General features: G+C 67.1%; 11 protein-coding genes. 4 read left to right on the forward strand and 7 right to left on the reverse strand.

Going from position 1 to position 22,410, the window contains the following annotated elements; genetic code table 11:
- Positions 1-6: 6 nt before the first annotated feature.
- From FVD38_RS18040 to FVD38_RS18050, 3 genes are all read right to left on the reverse strand, one after another.
- Positions 7-1,677 (reverse strand): sodium:solute symporter family transporter, encoded by a 1,671-nt coding sequence (locus FVD38_RS18040; protein WP_147936097.1) that lies wholly within the window; start codon positions 1,675-1,677, stop codon positions 7-9.
- A 274-nt stretch (positions 1,678-1,951) separates the two neighbouring features.
- The gene (locus FVD38_RS18045; protein WP_147936098.1) at positions 1,952-4,726 is read right to left on the reverse strand and encodes a glycosyl hydrolase 115 family protein; all 2,775 of its coding nucleotides are present in this window, start codon (positions 4,724-4,726) and stop codon (positions 1,952-1,954) included.
- A 7-nt stretch (positions 4,727-4,733) separates the two neighbouring features.
- The gene (locus FVD38_RS18050; RefSeq protein WP_222706946.1) at positions 4,734-5,543 is read right to left on the reverse strand and encodes an NAD-dependent epimerase/dehydratase family protein; all 810 of its coding nucleotides are present in this window, start codon (positions 5,541-5,543) and stop codon (positions 4,734-4,736) included.
- A 186-nt stretch (positions 5,544-5,729) separates the two neighbouring features.
- On the opposite strand from FVD38_RS18050, the gene FVD38_RS18055 reads away from it, so the two are divergent.
- From FVD38_RS18055 to FVD38_RS18070, 4 genes are all read left to right on the forward strand, one after another.
- Entirely contained in the window at positions 5,730-8,678 is a 2,949-nt protein-coding gene (locus FVD38_RS18055; RefSeq protein ID WP_147936100.1) for a glycoside hydrolase family 2 protein, read from the forward strand.
- Positions 8,679-8,872: 194 nt separating this feature from the next.
- Positions 8,873-12,037, forward strand: coding sequence for a TonB-dependent receptor (locus FVD38_RS18060; protein WP_147936101.1), 3,165 nt, complete (start codon positions 8,873-8,875; stop codon positions 12,035-12,037).
- A 69-nt stretch (positions 12,038-12,106) separates the two neighbouring features.
- On the forward strand, positions 12,107-13,138 hold the full coding sequence (locus tag FVD38_RS18065; RefSeq protein WP_147936102.1) for a glycoside hydrolase family 43 protein: 1,032 nt from the start codon (positions 12,107-12,109) through the stop codon (positions 13,136-13,138).
- Between the two features lie 46 nt (positions 13,139-13,184).
- A complete protein-coding gene (locus FVD38_RS18070) occupies positions 13,185-16,991 on the forward strand; it encodes a beta-galactosidase (RefSeq protein WP_147936103.1) in 3,807 nt (1,268 codons plus the stop codon).
- Positions 16,992-17,322: 331 nt separating this feature from the next.
- Here FVD38_RS18070 and FVD38_RS18075 read toward each other — a convergent pair whose 3' ends face one another.
- Genes FVD38_RS18075 through FVD38_RS18090 form a run of 4 tightly spaced genes read right to left on the reverse strand, consistent with a single transcriptional unit; the run spans position 17,323 to position 22,359 of the window.
- A complete protein-coding gene (locus FVD38_RS18075) occupies positions 17,323-18,720 on the reverse strand; it encodes an FGGY-family carbohydrate kinase (RefSeq protein WP_147936104.1) in 1,398 nt (465 codons plus the stop codon).
- A 14-nt stretch (positions 18,721-18,734) separates the two neighbouring features.
- On the reverse strand, positions 18,735-19,787 hold the full coding sequence (locus FVD38_RS18080; RefSeq protein WP_147936105.1) for an ABC transporter permease: 1,053 nt from the start codon (positions 19,785-19,787) through the stop codon (positions 18,735-18,737).
- Positions 19,784-20,785 (reverse strand): ABC transporter permease, encoded by a 1,002-nt coding sequence (locus tag FVD38_RS18085; protein ID WP_229493784.1) that lies wholly within the window; start codon positions 20,783-20,785, stop codon positions 19,784-19,786. Before FVD38_RS18085 ends, FVD38_RS18080 begins: the two co-directional genes overlap by 4 nt.
- 14 nt (positions 20,786-20,799) lie before the next feature.
- Positions 20,800-22,359 carry a sugar ABC transporter ATP-binding protein gene (locus FVD38_RS18090; protein WP_147936107.1) on the reverse strand — a complete coding sequence of 520 codons (1,560 nt, stop codon included), beginning with the start codon at positions 22,357-22,359 and terminating at the stop codon, positions 20,800-20,802.
- Between the last annotated feature and the right edge of the window lie 51 nt (positions 22,360-22,410).

Consider the following 22,410-nt stretch of genomic DNA (forward strand, 5'->3'; position numbering starts at 1 on the left):
TCGAGCTTACCACCCGAAGCCATAGATGGCGACCAGTAGCACGCAGATAACGGCCGAGCCCAGCGCGAAGCCGCCATCGACGCGGAACAGCGAACGGTCGATGTGCATGCGCTTGAGCGTGCCGTCCTGCACGGCCATCTTGCTCATCACTACCATGCCGATGACGACCATGATGAACACGATCAGCATGCGGTCGAGGAAGGGGATTTCGTACACGCCGGCGCCGTTGTCGACCGCGAAGCCGATCGGCGCCAGGAACGACAGGTCCATCGCCAGCGGCAGGAACTTGAGGAACACCGAGAACACGAGGCCGCCGATGGTGGCGAACATCGCCGCCGCCGCTGTGGTCTTGCGCCAGTAGAAGCCGAGCAGGAACATCGCCAGGATGCCGGGCGAGACGAAGCCGGTGTATTCCTGGATGTACTGGAAGCCGCCCTTCTTGTCGATGCCCATCAGTGGCGCCAGCAGCACGGCGATGGCCATCGAGACCACCACCGACACCCGGCCGATCCACACCATCTTCTGTTCGCTGGCTTCGCGGTTGAAGTGCTTGTTGTAGATGTCGAGCGTGAAGATGGTGGCGATGCTGTTGGCCTTGCCGGCCAGCGAGGCCACCACCGCCGCCGTCAGCGCCGCGAAGGCCAGGCCCTTGATGCCGGCCGGGAGCAGGGCGAGCAGGGTCGGATAGGCGCGGTCCGGATTCAGTTCGCCGTTCGGACGCATGGCGTCGCCCAGGGTGCCCGAGCGGTCGAGCGCATAGGCGGCGATGCCCGGCAAGACGACGATGATCGGCATCAGGAGCTTCAGGAAGGCCGCGAACAGCAGGCCCTTGCGCGCCGTGTGCAGGTCGGCGCCGAGCGCGCGCTGGATGATGTACTGGTTGCAGCCCCAGTAGTTGAGGTTCACGATCAGCATGCCGCCGATGATGGTCGACATGCCGGGCAAGTCCATATAGGCCGGATTGTCGCGCGACAGCACCATGTCGAAGTGCTCGCCGGCGCGCAGATACAGTTCGCTCATGCCGCGCAGCGCGCCCTGGCCGCCGGCCAGCGCCGCCACCAGGTCGAGCGCGATCCAGGTGGTGACCAGGCCGCCGATCACGAGGCACAGCACCTGCACCACGTCGGTGTAGCCGATCACCTTCATGCCGCCCAGCGTGATCACGGTGGCGAACACCGCCAGGAACAGCATGCAGGCCATCACGTCCAGGCCGGCGATGCTGCTGATCGCCAGCGCGCCGAGGTAGAGGATGGCGGTGAGGTTCACCACCACGTAGAGGCCCAGCCAGAACACCGCCATGGTGGTGGCCACCGCCTTGCCGTAGCGCTGCTCGAGGAATTGCGGCATCGTGTAGATGCGGTTCTTGAGGTAGACCGGCATGAAGAACACGGCCACGATCACCAGGGTTACGGCCGCCATCAGTTCATAGACGGCGATCGCCATGCCGATGCGGTAGCCGGAGCCGCTCATGCCGATGAACTGCTCGGCCGAGATGTTCGAGGCGATCAGCGAGGCGCCGATGGCCCACCAGGTGAGGGACCCTTCGGCCAGGAAGAAGTCGTGGGTGGCTTTGCCGCTGGTGCGCTTCTTGCGCCAGTAGATCCAGATGCCGTAGGCCGAGATGGCCACGAAGTAGACCAGGAAGACAAATGTGTCGAGCGTGGTGAATGGGGTCATGGGTCGATGTCTCTATGCCGCCGGGGTCTCATGTCCCGGTCGTGGTTGTCAGTCGGGCGCAGCCTCGTTTGCCAGGCCGTCGCCGTTGCTGTGGTGCGTCATTGCGCCAGCTCAGCGATAGTACCGCAGAACTTTCGTTTTCGGGTAGCCGCTCTGCTCGAACTGATGATTAATGAGTAAAATGGCCTATTCGAAGGCTTTCGAAAGCGTTTTTCGTCGTTTCCTTTCGATTCATGCATTGCGTTTGCCTTTGTAATGAGCGACCTGGGCCGCGTCAGTCAGCAGGCGGCATGCCATAGTATTCCGGTGCCCCGTCCATCACGACGTCGATGCGGTCCAGCACTACACCCGGATCGAGCGCATAGATGCGCAGGGTGTGCTGGCCTGGCTCAAGCCTCGCCCGCGCGCTGCTGCGCACCGCCATATTGCCCAGCACATTGCGCTTCCATTCGTCGCTGCGGCCGACCGTCGTGTAGTCGAAGGTTTCGAGTGGCCCGTCGTCCAGTTGCACGGCGATGCGCAGGCGGTTTTCAGCCGTCAGTGCATGTACGGGCACGGCGACCAGGCGCAGCGTGGCGCCGCCTTCAGTGCGGGTCTGGAAGCGGTATTCAAGCGGCGCCACGCCTGCCAGCGTCTCCGGGCCGCGCGACGGCAGGTCCAGGCGCGCGCGCATGGCCTTGCCGGACGTGCCCAGGCCGGGCAGCGCTTCCCAGTCGGGCGATGCTGGCATCGAAGCGCTGGCCGCCGGCAGCACGACGATGCGTTCGCGCTCGCCCGGCAGGGCAGTGTCGGCGGCATGCGCCTGCAGGTTCACCTTCAGCGCCCGCGCGCCGCAACGCAGAGTGAGCGTGGGGCTGGCGCTTCCGTCGACATGCAGCACCAGGCGCTGTTCGTGGCCGTTGGCGGCGTCGAGACGGCCCGACGCCGCATCCAGTCGCACGCCGCGCGCCTCGGGAGCGACCGACCAGGCGGCGTCCTGGCCGCCATGGCTGACCAGGGTCAGCGTGCGGCTGACCGCGCGTCCGGCCGGCACCGCCAGCTGACTGGACTCGACCGAGTGCGGCGCCGGGTAGACCAGGCCGCAGCCGCGCCGCGTGGACGTGTCATAGGTCGGGTAGACCGGTTCGGCGAACACCGGCAGCCGGCGCGGCGCGACGTCCATGAAATGGGCCCACTTGCCGTTCGCCAGGGCGTTGTAGGCGGCGGCATCGGCCGCGATGGCGGCATGCGCCCGTCGCGCCTGGCGCACGTACAGGTTCGATGACGGCCGCTGCTGACGCGCGTATTCGGCGGCCAGGTCGAGCTTCAGGATGCGCTCGTTCAGGCTGGCGCTGGAACGCAACGGGTACAGCACCAGCTGAAAGTAAGCATCGCGTAGCGGCGCCGGCAGCCGGTCCTGGAGTGCCTCGGCACGGCGCACCAGGGCGCGGTAGGCGCCCAGGCGCCGCTCGGCTTCCTCGCCGCCGGTGCGGACGTATTCGGTGGTGCGCACCGGGCGCGTGGGTTCGGTCTGGCTCCAGCCCATGAATTCCGGGCGCCGTTCCCAGGCCAGGCGATAGTATTCGAGCTTGATCGCCGCGACTTCCTCGCCGTGGGCGGCGCCGAACTGCCGTCCGGCCCAGGCGGACAGGTGGCGCGCCGGCTCCTGTCCAAGCACCCTGGCGTCGAAGGCGGCGTCGAGGAAGTACTCGGCCAGGTATTCGTTGGGCTTGATGTCGCCCACGTTCAGCATCCACAGGTGATGCGCGCCGGTGGCCCAGGCGCGCTGGAGCTGGTCGCGGATCAGCGTCGGGTGGGTGGTGCCGAGCCACAGGTAGTCGTGCGGGCGGCCCCAGTACGACACGTGGTAATAGATCCCATTGCCGCCGCTACGCGCGCGTTCGCGCGCCGTGCCGAGCTGGTTCAGGTAGCCGTAGTTATCCTCGGGCCAGACCAGGGTGACATCGTCCGGCACCTGCAGGCCGCGGTTGTAGTAGTCCAGCACCTCCTTGTACATCGTGAACGCCTGCGGGATGCGGTCGGGGTTCTGGCCGATGCTGCGCGACAGTATCGCGCGCTGCGCAGTGATGACTTCTTCCACCGTGGCGCGGGCCTGGTCCGGCCCGCTGGCGCCTTCCATGGCCGAATCGTGCACGCCGCGCAGGCCGAGGGTGTAGACGTTCTCGTAGCCCTTGACCTCATCCACGCGCTGCCGCCAGTAGCCCAGCAGGGCGTCGCGGTTGGTGAACCAGTTGAATTCTCCGAAGCCGGCCCGCCATTCGCCGACGTTATTGCGCATCATCGGCTCAGCGTGCGAGGTGCCGATCACGATCGCGTAATCGTCGGCTGCCTGGGCATTGCCGGTGATCGTGTAGAAGGCCTTGGTGCTGTCATGCATCGCGGGCCAGAGCAAGTTGGCTTTCAGGCGCCACATCAGTTCGAATACGCGGGAATAGGTGCGCGGGCCGATGTCCTTTGCGGGATCGTGGGTTTTGGCGGCCCACGGTTGCAAGCCCCAGTCCTCGTCGTTGATGAAGATCCCGCGCCAGGTCACCGAGGGCGCGGGGGACAGGCGCTGCGCACCGTCGAGCGTGAGCCCTGTCTTGCGCGCCGGCCTGACGTCGGCCCACCATTCCCAGGGCGAGATGCCCAGTTCGCGCGAGGCGTCGACCACGCCGTACACGGCGCCGCGCCGGTCGGCGCCGGCGATCAGCAGTACCTCGCGTCCGTCGGCGCGGCCCATGGCGCGGACGTAGCGCTCGCGCTGACCGGCGAGCGGCGCCAGGTCGGCGCCGATGGCGCCGGCGACCTCACGCACCAGCGCGGTGTCGGCGCTGCCGATCACGATGCAGCGTTGCGGGCAGTCGCCAAGTCGTTCCACGCGCCGGCCGGCTAAGCCGGTCAACGCCTCCAGGTCGCGGCCCAGCAGGTCGGCGGCCAGGCGGGTGGTAGCACTGCCGTCGGTAACGAGCAGGGGCAGGGCGCCGTCGCGGTCCAGCGCGAATGGCTGGGCATGGGCAGCGCCGCCACTCAGCAGCGCGGCAATGGCAAGCAGGCCGGGAATCTTCATCGAGGCCTTATTGCGGATATTTCGGACCGGTGGTGACGAACGCGCCACCCTGCAGGAAGGTGCTCAGGTCGTCCTGCGGCGGATAGGCGAACGGCTGGCCGCCATCGACGGTGAACCGCGCCGAGCTGTCCCCGGCCTGGAACGCCAGGTGGCGCGCCTCGCGGTCATCCCACCAGCGCCCCGGATTGTCGGAGACGCCAAAGGCGATGGTGTGGCCGACGCGCGGCGTGACCAGCGCGCGCCGCAGCAGTTCGACCAGGTCGTCCAGGCTGAGCCAGGTGACCATCTGGCGGTGGGTGACCGGCTCGGGGAAGCAGTAGCCGATGCGGATGCAGACGGTCTCCACCCCGAAGCGGTCCCAGTAATAGCGCGACAGGTTCTCGCCCCAGACTTTCGACAGGCCATAGTAACCGTCGGCACGCGGCAGCATGCCGGCGTCGACCCGCTGGCTCGTCTCGTACATGCCCATCGTGTGGTTGCTGCTGGCGAAGACGACGCGCCGGATGCCAAGCTTGTGCACCGCTTCATAGAGATTGACCATGCCCAGGATATTGGCCTGCATGATGGGCGCGAACTCGACCTCGGTCGACACGCCCCCGAAGTGCAGCACTGCGTCGACGCCCTCGCACATGCGCATCACCTGCGCGCGGTCGGCCAGGTCGCACTGCACCACTTCCTCGTCAGGGCCGGCGGGGCCGATATCGGCCACGTCGGCCAGGCGCACGATGTCGGCGAAGTCGTGCAGGCGCTCGCGCAGGCGGCGGCCCAGGTTGCCGCCCGCGCCGGTGAGGAGGATGCGTTTGAATGGTTTGCTCATGATGTCGCTGCTGGTGAATGAAATACGTCAAGGCCGCCATTACCGGATGATTCGGCGCGCCCGTCAATCCGGATGACGCGATCGGTCACGATGTTGAGTGATTCGAGATCGGGCCGCACAGGCGGGTCTGGATGCTGAACAATACCGGCACTGGCGCACTAATACATTAGCCGGATGGAGACATACATGGATCGCACCGCACTGGCCCTGATCGCCCTGTTGGCCGCTGCATCGGCAGCCACGCCTGCCTGGGCCGCGCGGGCCCAATACGATTTCAACCCCGGCTGGAAGCTGACGGTCGGCGACCCTGCCGGCGCCCACCAGCCGGGTTTCGACGACGGCGCCTGGAAGCCGGTTACCTTGCCGCGCGCCTGGAACGAAGACGACGCCTATGCCAGGGACATCGTCGACCATTCGACCGGGATCGCCTGGTACCGCAAGCGCTTCAGCATAGAAGACCGCGCGCCCGGGCAGAAGGTATTCATCGAGTTCGAAGGCGCGCGCCAGGCGGCCGAGGTGTTCGTCAACGGTCGCCGCATCGGCCTGCACGAGAATGGGGTGACAGCCTTCGGCTTCGATATCGGCCCCGCGATGGTCGCGGGCGAGAACGTGGTGGCGGTGCGTACCGACAATCGCTGGGACTACCGTGAGCAGGCCACCGGCCAGCGCTACCAGTGGGCCGACCGCAATTTCAACGCCAACTACGGTGGCCTTCCCAAGAACGTGCGCCTGCACGTCACCGAATCGCTGTACCAGACGCTGCCCCTGTTGTCGAACCTCGGTACCACCGGCGTGTACGTTTACGCGCGCGATTTCGATATCCCGGGCCGCAGCGCAACGGTGACAGCAGAATCCGAGGTGCATAATGGGTCACACCAAGTGCGCAGCTTCACGTATGAAGTGGAAGTGCGCGACAAGGACGGCAAGGCGGTCGCCCGTTTCGCGGCCCCGCCGCAGACCGTCGCCGCCGGCGCCACCGTCACCGCCCGCGCCGGCGCGAAGGTCGAGGGTCTGCATTTCTGGAGCTGGGGCTACGGCTACCTGTATGACGTGGTCACCACCCTCAGGGTCGACGGCAAGGCGCTCGACAGCGTCGTCACCCGCACCGGCTTTCGCAAGACTGGGTTCGGCGACGGCATGGTCAAGCTCAACGACCGCGTGCTGCAGATGAAGGGCTACGCCCAACGGACCTCGAACGAGTGGCCGGCGGTGGGCGTGTCGGTGCCGCCCTGGCTGAGCGACTACAGCAACGGCCTGGCGGTGGAGAGCAATGCCAACCTGATACGCTGGATGCACGTGGCTCCCTGGCGCCAGGACGTCGAGTCGCTCGACCGCGTCGGCCTGATCCAGGCCATGCCGGCCGGCGATTCGGAGCGCGACGTCGGCGACCGGCGCTGGGGCCAGCGCGTGGAGGCGATGCGCGATGCGATCGTCTATTTTCGCAACAACCCCAGCATCCTGTTCTACGAGTCCGGCAACAAGGGCGTGAGCGCGGGCCACATGGCCGAGATGCGGGCGCTGCGCGACCGCTACGACCCGCACGGCGGGCGCGCCGCCGGCAGCCGCGAGATGCTGGGCGGCGAGTTGCAGGAGGTCGCCGAGTACGGCGGCGAGATGCTGTACATTAACAAGAGCGCGCGCAATCCGATGTGGGCCATGGAATACATGCGCGACGAGGGAGCGCGAAAGTTCTGGGACGATTTCTCGCCGCCATTCCACAAGGACGGCGATGGCCCACCGCACAAGGGGCAGAGCGCGGCCACCTATAACCGCAACGGCGACAGCTTCGCGCTCGAGACGGTGCGCCGCTGGCACGATTACTGGCGCGAGCGTCCCGGCACCGGCAAGCGCGTCTCGAGCGGCGGCGTCAACATCATCTTCTCCGACAGTAATACCCACCACCGCGGCGCCGAAAACTACCGCCGCAGCGGCGAGGTGGACGCGATGCGCATCCCGAAGGACGCGTTCTTCGCGCACCAGGTGATGTGGGACGGCTGGGTCGACGTCGAGCGCCCGCGCGCCCATATCGTCGGGCACTGGAACTATGCCGCGGGGACGGTCAAGCCGGTGCACGTCATCTCCAGCGCCGAGCAGGTCAGGCTGACGCTCAATGGCCGCGACCTCGGACCTGCGCGCCAGAGCGACCGCTTCACCTTTACCTTCGATGCGGTGGCGTTCGAGGCGGGCGAACTGAAAGCGGTGGGTTTTGACGCGCGCGGGCGGCAGGTGTGCGAGGCGGTGCTCATGACCGCCGGGCCGGCGGTCGCCCTGCGCCTGTCGGCGATCCCGTCCCCACATGGCTTGCGCGCCGACGGCGCCGACCTGGCCCTGGTGCAGGTGGAGGCGGTCGATGCCGCCGGCCGGCGCAATCCGGTGGCGCTCGACACCGTGCACTTCGAACTGGCAGGGCCGGCCGAATGGCGCGGCGGGATCGCGCAGGGGCCTGGCAACCACGTGCTGGCGCGCGTGCTGCCGCTGGAAGGTGGCGTGAACCGCGTCCTCGTACGCAGCACGACCCAGGCTGGCGAGATCCTGCTGCGGGCCCGCGCCGACGGGCTGGCCCCAGCTGAATTCACGCTGGCGTCGGCACCGGTCGCGGTCAGCGGCGGCCTGGCGGCGCTGCCGGCGCCGCCACCGCTGCGCTTCGCACGCGGCCCGACGCCGTTGACGCCATCGTTCGCACCATCGCGCATCGCGGTGCCGGTGGCAGGCAGCACCGCGGCCAGCAACGGCGAGCGCGCCGCGCTGTCGGTCGACGATGACGAGACCACGAGCTGGGCCAACGAACCCGGTGCGCCGGCCGAGATCACGTATCGCCTGGCGCGGCCGGCGCTGTTGCGCGAGCTGGTCCTGAAGCTGACCGGATGGCGCGAGCGCAGCTATCCGCTGCGCGTGCTCGTCGATGGCGCCGAAGTGTACCGGGGCACGACGCCGAAGAACCTCGGTTATGTCACCTTGTCGCTGGCCCCGCGCCACGGCAGCGAGGTGACGATCGCGCTCGACGGACAGGCTGATGACGCGGGAGCGATCCGGATGCTCGAAGTGGCCAACCAGGCCAATGCCGACACCGGCGCGCAGCAGGTCGCGCGCTCGCAGCTATCGATCGTCGAAGCCGAGTTCTACGAGCTGCCCTGATGCGTGCAGTGCGGCTTACGCACCATGCACATCCCGGGAATCGCTCAATCGATTGAGCGATTCCCGGTTGGAAGTGCCGCTTTCGATCAGGTGCATGATTCTTTCAATGCCATATGGGATCAGGCAACTATACGCACATAGAATGTTTTCAAGGCCAAGCAGTACACCTAAAACAGAGCCCTTGGAGACGACCGATGAACCATGCAACGACACGCACGCAAGTGCTTCACCCGACCCGCTGCGCGCGCGCGGTAGCAGCAGCAATCGCCATCCTGGCCGCGCATGGCGCGATGGCGCAGGAAGCCGCCCAGACCGCACCTTCCACCGCACCTTCGGCCAGCGCGCCGCCAACCACCATCGGCGATGCGGCGACCGCGCCAGCGGTGGTCCACATCGCCGGCACGCGCCGCTCGGTGGCCTCGGCCATCGACCGCAAGCTGCGCGCCAGCACCGTATCCGATTCCATCGTGGCCGAAGACATCGGCCAGTTCCCCGACAAGAACGTGGGCGAAGCGCTGTCGCGCGTGACCGGCGTGCAGTTGTCGCGCGACTTTGGTGAAGGCTCGCAGATCTCGATCCGCGGCGTCGAGCCTGACTTGAACCGCATCGAGATCAACGGCATGTCGGTGCTGGGCACCGGCGGCGGCGCCGGTCGCGGCGCCGAGCTGCGCGAGCTGGCGTCGGAGCTGATCGGCTCGATCGACGTCTATAAAGGCATCACCGCGGACATGACCGAGGGCGGCGTCGGCGGCTCGGTGTCGATCAAGACCCGCAAGCCGCTCGATTTCAAGGAACCGACCATCGGCACCAGCATCGCGGCCGAGCATTCGACCTCGCGCGGCGGCGTGCAACCGCGCGGCAACCTGTACATGGCCGACAAATACCTGGACGGCAAGCTGGGGCTGATGGCCAACTTCGTGTACGACGAGGTTCACACACGCAACGACTACGCGCGCAACACATCGTGGCGCTTTATCCAGGACTGGGACAGGTCGCCCGAGAAGACGGTGGTCAGCACCGATCCGCGCCTGGCCGGGATCGGCGATGCGGCCAGCTGCGCCACCTCGGGTCTGACCAGCGCCCAGGCGGATGCCTGCCGCCGCCAGTGGTTCGACTACTCGCCGGGCATTGCGCGCTACGGCATCTGGACCCGCGACCACAAGCGCTCGTCGGGCGAGGTCACCGCGCAGTACGAATTCAGCAAGAACTTCAATGCCTGGGTCAGTTACCAGGCCAATACCCAGCGCCAGCGCCTGAACGACCGTAATTTCGGCACCGACTTCCCGGATGCGAATCGCCTGGCAAACGCCGGCCAGGCGCCGGTCTACAACCCGGCCACCGGCGTGCCGACCACGGTCGGCACTTGCGTCCCGGCGGCCACCACGCCGGACGATATGGTGATCACGAACCACCACGTTACGTCCTACACCGTCGGCAACTGCCTGTACGCGGCAGGCCGCGGCGGGCAGGGTGCCTTCGGCACTTCGGCGCGCGACTTCCAGCTCGACATCGATTCGCGCTATACCACATCGGGCTTCCTGTACAAGCGCGACCGGCTCGAGATGGAGGGCCTGTTCGGCACCTCGCGCTCGATGTACGACAGCGACAGCAACAATATCGCGCTGACCCAGAATGCGCCGGGACTGAAGGTGACGCTGGACGACCAGGGCCTGCCGCGCTTTACCTTCCCGGCCGGCTACAGCCCGGACGACCCGGCTTCCTACGTCCAGGCCCAGCTCCAGTACCGCCCGAGCGAGACCAAGAACCAGGAAGACCAGGCCAAGATCGACCTGCGCTACCGCCTCACCACGCCGTTCTTCACCAGGGTGTCGTTCGGCGCCCAGGCGCGCAAGGCCGAATCGACGCAGTACAACGGTGGCGGCTACCTCGCCAGCAATGGCGCCAATCTGAGCTCCACGGCCGACGACATCAATGTGCGCGGCGCCAACGTCAACCAGACCGCCATCTACGATCCGTTCTATACCGGCGGCGCGCAGCGTCCGAACGACGCGCAGTCCTTCATCAACTCGGGTTACTCGACCAGCTACATGAATGCGGCCCAGATGGCGGCGCTGATCAACGCCGTCAGCGGCCGCTCGCCCGGCACGTTCTTCGGCGGCCTGGGGGACGTCAAGGGCATGCCGTCGGGCTGGATGTCGCCGGTGTTTGCGAACGCCGCGCCGTACTTCGACACCTCGGCCTTCAACCACGACTACCTGTATAACTCGCCTGGCAGCGACGGCAACACCTATGCGCAGATCCCGGCGTTCGGCGTGGAAGAGAAGATCGCCGCCACCTATCTGCGACTGGACTGGGCCACCCAGCTGTTCGGCTATGAGGTCGACGGCAATATCGGCATGCGCTACACCCGCACCGACAACAAGTCCTCGGGCCTGCAGCGCTACTCGGTGCGTACCGCAACCTCGCCCGGCTCCTCGACCTACACCGACGTCGTCATGAGTAATGGGGTAGTCACGATCGACAACACCTATCACGACTGGCTGCCGAGCTTTAATGGCGCCTTCTGGTTCATCGACAACAAGTTCCTGGCCCGTGTCGGCTGGGCCAAGGCGATGGCGCGTCCGCGCATGGACCTGCTGGCGCCGAACGCCACCTGCGTCCTGGGCAGCGGCAATCCACAGTTCGGCGGCGAAGGCGTCGATACCTGCACCGCCGGCAATCCGGAGCTGAAGCCCTACCGTTCGACCAACAGCGACTTCAGCCTCGAGTACTACCCGACCCCGGACAGCCAGCTGTCGCTGGCGGTGTTCGAGAAGGACATCTCGAGCTATGTGATCGAGCGCGTGCTCACCCGCGACGTCGACATCTTCAAGAATGGCCAGCGCTTCAACGTCACCCAGGCCGTCAACGGCGAGGGCGCCACCACCAAGGGCATCGAGCTGGCCGGCCGTACCGCGCTGACCTTCCTGCCGGGCTGGCTGAGCGGCTTCGGCGTCGACGCCAACTACACCCGCATGGACTTCAAGTACGCGCCGGGCAAGGAGCGCCTGAACCTGCTCGACGACACCGTGCTGCCGTATCCCGGCATGTCGAAGAGCGCCTACAATCTCTCGCTGTGGTATGACCAGGGTCCGGTCAATGCGCGCCTGGCTTATACCTACCGCGACCGCTTCTTCACCGGCGCCAACGACGTCTCGGGCAATCCGGTGTTCCAGGAAAAGACCGGTTTCCTCGATGCGAAGATCCAGTGGCGCTTCAACGACCGCGTGTCGCTCGCGCTGGAAGGCAAGAACCTGACCGACGAAGTGCAGCGTAGCGATGCGGGCGACCCGTTCCGGATCAACGAACTGGCCTGGTCGGGACGCCGCTACTTCCTGACCCTGGGCGTCAAGATCTGATCCCTTCCCTGATGTCTGCAGCCAGCCGCCCTTGATGGGGTGGCTGGCTTTTTCGCTTGAGAGGACTCCATGAAACCCATTGCACTGCCGGTACTGTGCATGCTGCTGGCGTTGGCCGGCTGCCAGGCGCCATCCGCCCCCGAGCCTGACGCCGGATTCGCCAATCCCTTGGTGCGCCAGCGCGCCGATCCCCACGTCACGCTGCATCCTGATGGCTGGTACTACTTTACGGCCACGGCGCCCGAATACGACCGCATCGAACTGCGCCGCGCGCGCAGTCTCAACGCACTCGGCAAGGCCGAGGGTAAGGTGGTCTGGAAAAAGCACGCCAGCGGCGAGATGGGGGCACATATCTGGGCGCCCGAGCTGCACCGCATCGATGGCAAGTGGTATCTGTACTTCAGTGCCGGTCGCGCCGACAAGGTGTGGGAGATCCGGCTGTACGTGCTGGAGAACAGCGCAGCGAATCCGTTCGAGGGCGAATGGATCGAGCGCGGCCAGCTCAAGACCGGCTGGGAGAGCTTCGCCCTCGACGCCACCACCTTCGCGCACCGCGGCCAGCGCTATCTCTCATGGACCCAGGTCGCGCCGGATGGCAGCAAGGGCACCAATATCTACCTGGCGCAGATGGACGGGCCGCTGGCGATCCGCCAGCCGGCGGTGCTGCTGACGCGCCCTGAACACGCCTGGGAAAAGATCGGACATTGGGTCAACGAAGCACCGGCAGTGCTGGTCAGGAATGGCCGCGTGCTGATGACGTATTCGGCCAGCGCGACCGACGCCAACTATGCGCTCGGCCTGTTGTGGGCGAAAGAGGACGCCGACCTGCTCGACTCGGCGTCGTGGACCAAGTCGCGGCAACCGGTGCTGCGCAGCAGCGAGAAGGCTGGCCAGTATGGACCGGGCCACAACAGCTTTACCACCAGCCCGGACGGCAAGACCGACATCCTGGTCTACCATGCGCGCAACTATCGTGACATCGTGGGCGAACCGCTGCGCGACCCGAACCGTCATACGCGCGCGCAGGCGATCGGCTGGCGTGCCGATGGCATGCCGGACTTCGGCGAACCGGTCGCCGATAGAGAGGTAGGGAATCAATGAAGAACGTTGATGTTCTGGACGACGATTCGCAGCAAAGGAGTGCAGTATGAAGTGGTATCAATCGATGGCGACGGCCTGCGCCGCCCTGTGCACGGCTGGACTGGTATCGGCCCAGGAACTCGGCATTCCCCAAGGTTCGGGCATGCAGGCGGCGCGTGACGCCGCCAAGGCCGGCGACAGCGCCGGCCAAGTGGTCCTGATGCCGGCGCTGACGGCCGGCGCGGCCAACGCCCTGAGCATCCTGGTGTCAAACGACGGCGCCGATTTCACCTCGCTGGCTTCCGAGGCCTGGACGCCGCCATCCGGCGCCCTGCGCGATCTGGCGCTGGCGCAGCACACCGACGGTCGCTACTACCTGGCGTATGCGAACGGCTCGGGCGGCATTGGCCTGGCCCGTTCCCCGGATCTGCGCCAATGGGAATTCGTGCGCGACATTCCGCTGGGCGGTGCCGGCCAGGCCGGCAAGCCTGGCTGGGTGCGCGAGCGCGATGGTACGCTCAAGCTCGTGTTCACGAGCGCCGGGGGCATCCACGTGACCGTGCCGGATGCGCAAATGACCAACTGGTCGGCGCCACGGCGGCTGGAAGGGCTGGCCGGCCACCTCGACGCGACCGTGCTGCTAGACGGCGAAGGCTATGTGGCGGTGGCGCGCCAGCAGGGCGGCCGGCTTGCGCTGGCGCGCGCCGGCGCCCTGGCCGGCCCGTGGAAGATCGACGCCACCCTGGATAAATTCGGCGCCGGCGTGACGGCGGCGGCCCTGGTGCGTCATGGCCCGGCCCTGCGCCTGTATGGCAGCGATGCCGGCCGGCGCGCATGGCATGCCGACAGCCTCGATGGGGGCCGCAGCTGGAGTGAACGGCGGCGCCTGACCGGCACTGCCGCGATGGCGTCAGGTTTCGGCGCGCTGGCTGCCGATGGCAAGGCGCTGGCCAGCGTGTCCGCGCCCAAGGGCCAGCCGCGCAAGGTGAGCTGGGACCAGTACTCGCTCAAGATCGACGACAAGCGGGTGGTGGTGTGGTCGGGCGAGATCCATCCGTTCCGCCTGCCGAATCCGGCCCTGTGGCGCGACGTGATGCAAAAGATGAAGGCGCTGGGCTTCAACGGCGTGGCCTTCTATTTCGACTGGGGCTACCATTCGCCGGCGCCAGGCGTCTACGATTTCTCCGGCATCCGCAACGTCGAGCGCGCGCTGCAGATCGCGAAAGAGGAGGGCATGTACATCATCGCGCGCACTGGCCCTTACATCAATTCGGAACTGACCGGCGGCGGCTATCCAGGCTGGATGTTCCGCAACCGCGGCGAAGCGCGCACCGACGATCCGGTGTACCTGGCGGCGGTGGACGAGTGGATGACCCAGGTGAATGCGATCATTGCGCGCCACCAGGTCACCGATGGCGGCGGCAACGTGATCGCCTATCAGCTCGAAAACGAGTTAGGCAAGGTGGAGCCCAAGCACGTACGCCAGATGGAGCACCTGGCGCGCAAGGCGCGCAGCGACGGCATCACGGTGCCGTTCTTCCACAACTCCGCCGGCCGCCTTCCGGACTGGACGCCGAAGGAATCCAGCGCGGCATGGGCCAATCCCGGCCCGACCGACATCTACGCCTTTGACGGCTACCCGGGCGGCAGCTGCGACGTGCACGCCAGTCCCGCGGGCGCCAACAAGGCGCCCGACTGGGGCATCTACGGCGCGCCGGGCCCGCGCGCGGGCGCGCTGTCTTCCCCCGCGACGCCAGGCTTCGCGGCGGAACTGGGCGGCGGCTGGTTCGACTACTGGGGCTCGAACGGCACCTATGCCTGCACCGCCGAGCGCCAGGGCAAGGGCTACCAGCGGGTGTTCTACGGCACCAATCTGATCAACCGGATCACGATCCACAACGTCTACATGACCTTCGGCGGCACGTCGTGGGGCTGGCTGGCCGGCCCGGTGGTCTATACCTCGTACGACTACGGCGCGGCGATCTCGGAAGACCGCGGCCTGCGTCCCAAGGCCTATGCGCTCAAGCAGCAGGGCATGTTCGTGCAGGCCGCCGAGGCGGTGCTGGCCGAGATGGACAAAGGGCCATCGCTGGCGCCCGTGGACGGCAAGGTCAAGGTCTACCACAACGTCAACAAGCGCCTCGGCACCCATGTGGTGTTCGCGGCCCACAATCCCACCGACGGCAAGGGAGAAGAGCGCTTCAGCGTCAGGCTGGCCACGCGCGACGGCGAGTACACGGTGGCGTCGCTTCTGCGCGGCCAGGACGCGCGCATGCTGCTGGCGTCCTACGACATGGAACGCCAGCGCCTGGTGTATTCGACCTCCGAGCTGCAGACCCACCTGCGCGACGGCGCGCGCGACATCGCGCTGCTGCACGGGCGCGATGGCCTGGAGGGTGAGACCGCGCTGCGCTACGCCAGCGCGCCCAAGGTCGAGGTGCTGGCGGGCCGGGTGCAATCGCGCTGGGACGCAGCCAAGGGCGATCTGGTGCTGAATTACGTGCACGAGGGGCTGGCGCGAGTCCGCATCTCGGGCGGCGGACGGGCCCCGTTGCTGCTCCTGCTGGCGGACGAACAGACCAGCATGCGTTTCTGGACCCAGGACACCGGGGCCGGTCGCGCCTTGCAGCTGACGCCGGCGCTAGTGCGCTCGGCGCGGCTCGCCGGCGGCGCGTTGGCCATGACGGGCGACGCCGACCAGGATGGCGCCATCGAGATCTGGGGACCGGCGTTCGAGACGGCCAGCTTCAATGGCCAGGCACTGGCGCTGACGCGCCAGCCGGATGGCAGCGTACGCGCGGCCGGCCTGAAGGGCCCGGATGCGGTGCGCGTGCCGGACCTGGCCCGCCTGGCCTGGACCCGTCGCATGGACAGCCTGGAAGCAGCGCCGCGTTTCGACGACAGCGCCTGGGTGCAGGCCGACCGGCGTCCGTCGGCGGCCCAGACCTGGACCATGCCGGAACGCGGCCAGCCAACGCTGGCGATGAGCGACTACGGCTTCCACCACGGCGACGTCTGGTATCGCGGACGCTTCACCAGCAGCGACCCGAAAGCCAACCAGCTCGAGCTGTTCTACGGAGCCGGCGGCGCCGGCATGATCCAGGTATGGATCGACGGCCGCTTCGTCGGCCAGCACGAGCTGGACACCGGCCGCTCGTTCCCGGAGACGACCGACAGCGTGAAGCTCGACCTGGGCAAGCTGACGCCGGGCGAGCACGTGATCGCGGTCATGGTGCGCAACAACGGCCATAACTGGAACCTGATGGCGGACGACTTCCACCGCGAGGCGCGGGGCCTGATCTCGGCCTCGCTGACGAGCCGCGGCGGCCAGCGCTTCGGCACGCCGATCGCCTGGCGCATCCAGGGCCGCCAGGGCGGCGAGGAGCTGGTCGACCGCGTGCGCGGCCCAATGAACAACGGCGGCCTGTACGGCGAGCGCGCCGGCTGGCACCTGCCATCGTCCCCGTCCCAGGGTTGGCAGTCGACGCGTCCGACCGACGCCCCACCAGCCGCCGGCACCTACTGGCTGCGCACGCAATTCAAGCTCGACCTGCCGCGCGACCACGACGTCCAGCTGGCCCTGGCCTTCGGCGACACCGCCAAGCCCCGCTCCGACCGCGACAACCGCGCCCTGATCTTCGTCAACGGCTGGAACATGGGCCAATTCATCGCCCACATCGGCCCCCAACGCACCTTCGTCATCCCTCCAGGCATCCTGAATCCGAACGGCGAAAACACAGTCGCGCTCGCAGTAACCACCGACGGCCGCCCCGACAACGCCCTGGAGCCCATCAAGCTCCTCCCCCTGCGCACCACCCGCGGCGGCGTCCCCCTCGAGATCATGAAAGGCCAGGACGAACCACCCCCAAAATAGCGCTTCCTATCCAACCAATAAATAGGGTCAGTGTCGAATTGTTTGCCAACTTCAGTAAATCAATTGGCCAATAATTCGACACTGACCCTATTAATTTGGTGAGCAATTGCTCGGAAATTTTACTCTGACCCTCATTGGAGCCTTGCGACGTGTCGATTAATGACGCTTGCGCATTTAAGTTGTCGCCAGAGAAGGTCGTGGCCGTCGGCCTTGACGTTTGCCCGAAAAGAGGCCTGCGGTAGGGCTCAAGCAAATAGGGTCGGAGTCGAATTGTTTGACAACTTCAGTAAATCAATTGGTCAATAATTTTACTCTGACCCTGATTGTTGGGTTATTGAGCGTGGGATAGGTGCGGGGTGGGTGTGGAGAGGGCGGCGCGCCAAGCTGTGCGGTAGGCGGAGAGGCCGGTGACGGTGCGGGGGGGCTTGGGCTGGTGTTGGGTGGGTGGGGTGGCGTCGCGGTAGCGCAGGAGCCAGCCGCCGCAGGTGGTGCCGCTGGCGTCGTCGGAATAGGCCAGGGCCTGGTGGGGGCGCAGGCTGGCCAGCAGGGGGCCGAACCAGGGGTTGGCGGTGAAGGCGCCTTCGACCGTGATCGGGCCGCGGGCGCCGAGCGCGTCGAGGCAGTAGTCGGTCATTAGCACGCAGTACAGCGTGGCGAGTGCGAAGCGTTCGCCGACGTCGAGCGGAGGCGGTCCTTTGATATGGCCTTGCCGGCCTGCGAACGGGCCGCCGCCGTCGGCGAAGCCCGGCAGCGCCATCGTGCCGCGCGCGATCAGGCGTTCGAGCTGCTCGAATGAACAAGTGCCTGGCTGGTCGCCGGCCAGTGCGCCGAATTCGCGGCCGCCCATGAAGCGCATGCAGGCTACCGGCTGGCCGAGTGCGTTGGTATTGGCCAGCATGTCGGCATCCTCGCGCAGGCCGTCCAGGCTAGCGCCGAAGGCCGCGGCGATCAGCCAGGTGCCGGTCGACAGCACGGTACGCGGTGCGGTGGCGCCGTCGCGGCCCAGGTGGCGCAGCAGCGATGCGTTGCTGTCGTGGATGCCGCAGAGGACTTCGCAGTCGGGCGCCAGCCCGGTGGCTTGCGCGACCTCGGGACGCAGCACGCCGAGCGCGGTCCAGGCCGACGCCAGCGGCGGCAGCTGCGGCTCCCAACCCATGCGCGTCACCAGCGACGAATAGTCCTGGCGCACCGGGTCCCACATATCGGTATGGCAGCCGAGCGACGTCGCTTCACCGGCCGCCACGCCGCACAGGCGCCAGGCCCAGTACTGCGGGTACATCAGGATGTGGCGCGTCCGCGCGAAGGCTTCCGGGTGCTGCTGCTGCAGCCAGGCCAGCTGGCGGCCGAGATTCAGGCCAGACGGCAGCAGTGGAGAGTAGGTCTGCGCATAGGCCGGCCGTAGCGCGGCGTAGTCAAGCCCCGGCAGCTCCGCCTCGTAGTCGAGCACCGGCAGCACCAGGCCGTCGTCGTCGACCAGGGCGGCGGTGGCGCCGTGGGTCACAGGCACGATCGCCGTCACCCGCGCCTGGCCGGCGAAGGCGCGGCAGGTGGCCAGCATCCAGTCCCAGATGCCGTCGGTATCGTGGTGCGGATAGGGGCCGTCGTGCAGGATCGTGTTGGGCCGGCGCCGTTCGGCCAGCAGCCGTCCGGCGGCATCGACCAGGGCCAGCTTGACGTTCGTCTTGCCGATGTCGAGTACGATCAGGGCGTCGTCCGGGGTCGCTTGCATGGGATCGCGCTCCATCAATGGCGGCTCGGCTTGCCGCGCAAGAGGCGCGACAGCGCGATGGTCGCCAGCAGCAGCACGCCCACTACGATCGTCATGTAGATGCCGGGAACGTTGGCCAGCGCCAGGCCATAGGTCACGGCGCCCATCGTCAGCACCGCCAGCAGCACGCCGCCGATGGTGCCGGCGCCGCCGGCGATGCTTACGCCACCCAGAATCACCATGGTGATGATCTCGAGCTCCCAGCCGGTGGCGATGTTCGGCCGCGTGCTGCCGATGCGGCCGGTCAGCAGGAAGGCCGCCAGGCCCGCCATCGCGCCGGTCAGCATGAACAGTCCCAGGCGGTAGCGGTCGACCGCGATGCCCGAGAAGCGCGCAGCGTCCGGATTATTGCCGATGGCGTAGATGCGGCGGCCCGCCGTGGTGGCATGCAAGACCACGGCAAACAGCAGCGCGAAACCGAGCAGGATCACGAAGGCGCGCGGCACCACGCCGAAGAAGGTCCCCTGTCCCCAGTCGGCCATCAGCTGCGGATAATTGGTGAAGGCCTGGTCGCCCAGCGCCACGCTGGCCAGGCCCCGGTACAGGGCGATGGTGCCGATGGTGACGACGATCGAGGGCAGCATGAAGCGAGTCACCAGGAAGCCATTGAGCCAGCCGCAGGCCAGGCCGGTGCCGACCGCCACGAACAGCAGGGCCCCCGCCGGCATCCCGGCCGTGTGCGCCATGCCCATGGCGACCGACGACAGCGCCAGCGTGCCGGCCACCGAGATGTCGATCTCGCGGCAGATGATCAACAGCGCCATGGGCAGCGCGATCAGGGCCTTCTCGCTGAAGTTGACTGTCCCGTCGAGCAGGTTGTAGGGATCGAGGAAGTGCTCCTGCGTGACGCCGCCGGCGACGAATACAGCCAGCAGCAGCAGGGCGAGCAGGGTTTCCCAGCGCGCCAGCACGTGGCGCAGGCCGGGCCGCTGGCGGTCGAGGATCGTATAACGCGAGGTGTGGCTGGATTCGTTCACGGTCTTGGTGTCAGGTGGGGTTTCGACCTCGGCGATGCTGGTCGCATTCATGCTGCGCTCCTTGCGGCTTTGAGTTCGGTCTGGTGCAGCGGCAGGATCTGGCGGCTGCGCTTGCGGTTGCCGCCGGCATTGAGCAGCACGGCGACCAGGATCACGGCGCCGGTCAGCGCGCTTTGCCAGAACGGCGAGACCTGCAGCACCGGCAAGGCATTGCCGATCACCGACAGGAATAGCGCGCCGAGCACGGTGCCGAGCACCGAGCCGACGCCGCCGGCGATGCTTGCGCCGCCGATCACGCAGGCGGCGATCACGGTGAACTCAAAGCCATACGCGATTTCGGTATAGGCGACCGCATAGCGCGCCACCCACAGGTAGCCGCACAGGCCCGCCACCATGCCCGACAGGCCATAGGTCCACAGCAGCCGGCGTGCGGTCGGGATGCCGATGTAGGCGGCGCATTGCGGCGCATTGCCGATCGCGTACAGGTCACGCCCGAAGCGCGTGTAACGGGCCAGGAAGGCCATCGCCAGCACCACGCCGAGGGCGATCCACACCAGATGCGGCAATCCGAACATGCGCTGCAGGGGGAAGCCGATGAAGTTGGCCGGCATCTGGTGCGCCGATACCCAGGCTCCGCCCGAGATCACGAACACCAGGCCGCGGTACACGCTCATGGTGCCCAGCGTGACCACGATCGGCGGCAGCGCCAGATACCCGATCAAGCCGCCGTTGACGAGGCCCAACGCGAGGCCGGTGCCGGCCGCAGCCAACATCACGAACAGCAGCGGTAGTTCCGGATTGTTCGACGCCAGCATGGCCGCGACCATGCCCGACAGGGCCAGGTTCGAAGCCACCGACAGGTCGATGCCGCGGGTGACGATCACCAGCATCTGGGTCAGCGCCAGCATCACGAGCAGGGTGCTGTCGGTGAGCAGGTTGGCCAGCGAGGCGGTGGTGAGGAAGACCGGGGCGCGCACGCCAACCAGCAACACCAGCGCGACCACCATCACGGCCAGCAGGGCTTCGCGCTGCCTGAATATCTCAGTCATGGAGACACGCTTGTTCATGGCGCCGCCTCCAGTCCCAGGTCGACCCCGGACGCGGCCGCGACCACGGTCTCGGGCGAGGCCTGCCCGCGCGCGAATTCACGCACCACGCGCCCCTGGCGCATCACGACCACGCGGTCGGCCAGCCCCAGCACCTCGGGCAGTTCGGACGAGACCAGGATCACCGACAGGCCCCGTTCGACCAGCCCGCTCACGAAGCGGTGCACGGCGGCCTTGGAGCCGATGTCGATGCCCTTGGTGGGTTCGTCGAGGATGATGACCTTGGGATCGGTGGCCAGCCATTTGCCGAGCACCACCTTCTGCTGGTTGCCGCCCGACAGTTCGTCGACGTTCTGGCTCAGGTAGGCGGCCTTCAATTCGAGCTGTTCGGCGAAGCGGCGCGCCAGCGCGGCCTCTGCCCGGGCGCGGGGAAAGAATCCGAATGTCGACAGGATCGGCAGTGTAATGTTGTGCATGATCGGCATGGTCAGGTGCGCACCATGGTGCTGGCGGTCCTCGGGCACATAGGCCAGGCCGCGCGCGATCGCTTCGCCTGGATTACAAAATACCGCCGGCTGGCCCTCCAGCCGCACGCTCCCGGTCACCCGCGTCGTCAATCCGAACAGCGCCTGCATCACTTCCGAGCGGCCGGCGCCCACCAGCCCATAAAAACCGAGGATCTCACCCTTGCGCAGGGTGAAGCTGACATCCTGGAACTCGGTCGGATGGCAAAGACCAGCAACCTCCAGCAGCGGCGCGCCGATCTCCACCGCGGCCTTGGGATAGGCCTGGTGCACCGCGCGGCCGACCATCAGCGCCACCAGTTCCGGCTCCCTGACGTCGGCCAGTCGGCCTTCGGCCACGAACTGGCCGTCGCGCAGCACCGTGTAGCAGTCGGCCACTTCATAGATTTCGTCGAACTTGTGCGAGATGAAGATGACGGCGGTGCCGCGCGTACGCAGCCCGTCGATGATGCGATACAGCTCGCGAATCTCGCGCTGCGACAGCGCGGCGGTCGGCTCGTCCATGATCACCACCCGCGCATCCTGCGACAGGGCGCGCGCGATCTCGACGAAGTGGCGCTGGGCCACCGACAGGTCGCGCACCCGCGCGCGCACCGGCAGCGACACCTCCAGGCGCGCAAACAGCTCCTCGGCCTCGGCCTCGATCCCGGCCCAGTCGATGCGCCGCGCCGGGCCGCGGGTCGGATGGCGTCCTACATAGATGTTCTCGGCCACCGACAATTCGTCGAACATCACGGTTTCCTGGTGCACGGCGGTGATCCCGGCGGCCATCGCTTCCTGCGGGCTGCCGAAGGAGACGGGCTTGCCGTCGAGCAGGATCGCGCCTTCGTCGGGACGGTGGATGCCGGTCAGGGTCTTGACGAGGGTCGACTTGCCGGCCCCGTTCTCGCCGATCAGGGCCATGACTTCGCCGGGCCGGATGGACAGGCGCACGCCATTCAGGGCGCATACGCCGTTGAAGCGCTTGGTGATGCCGGTCAGCTGCAGTACCGGCGCGGCGGGCGCGCCGTCGTTCGGGCGCAGGGGAGGGCTTGTCAGTTGGGTCACTGGCATATTGGTGTTGCAAACGGATGAAAGGCGCCGCGCGCAGCGACCAGGCGGTCA

This window comes from Massilia arenae (genome assembly GCF_008014745.1).
Lineage (GTDB): Bacteria > Pseudomonadota > Gammaproteobacteria > Burkholderiales > Burkholderiaceae_D > Telluria > Telluria arenae.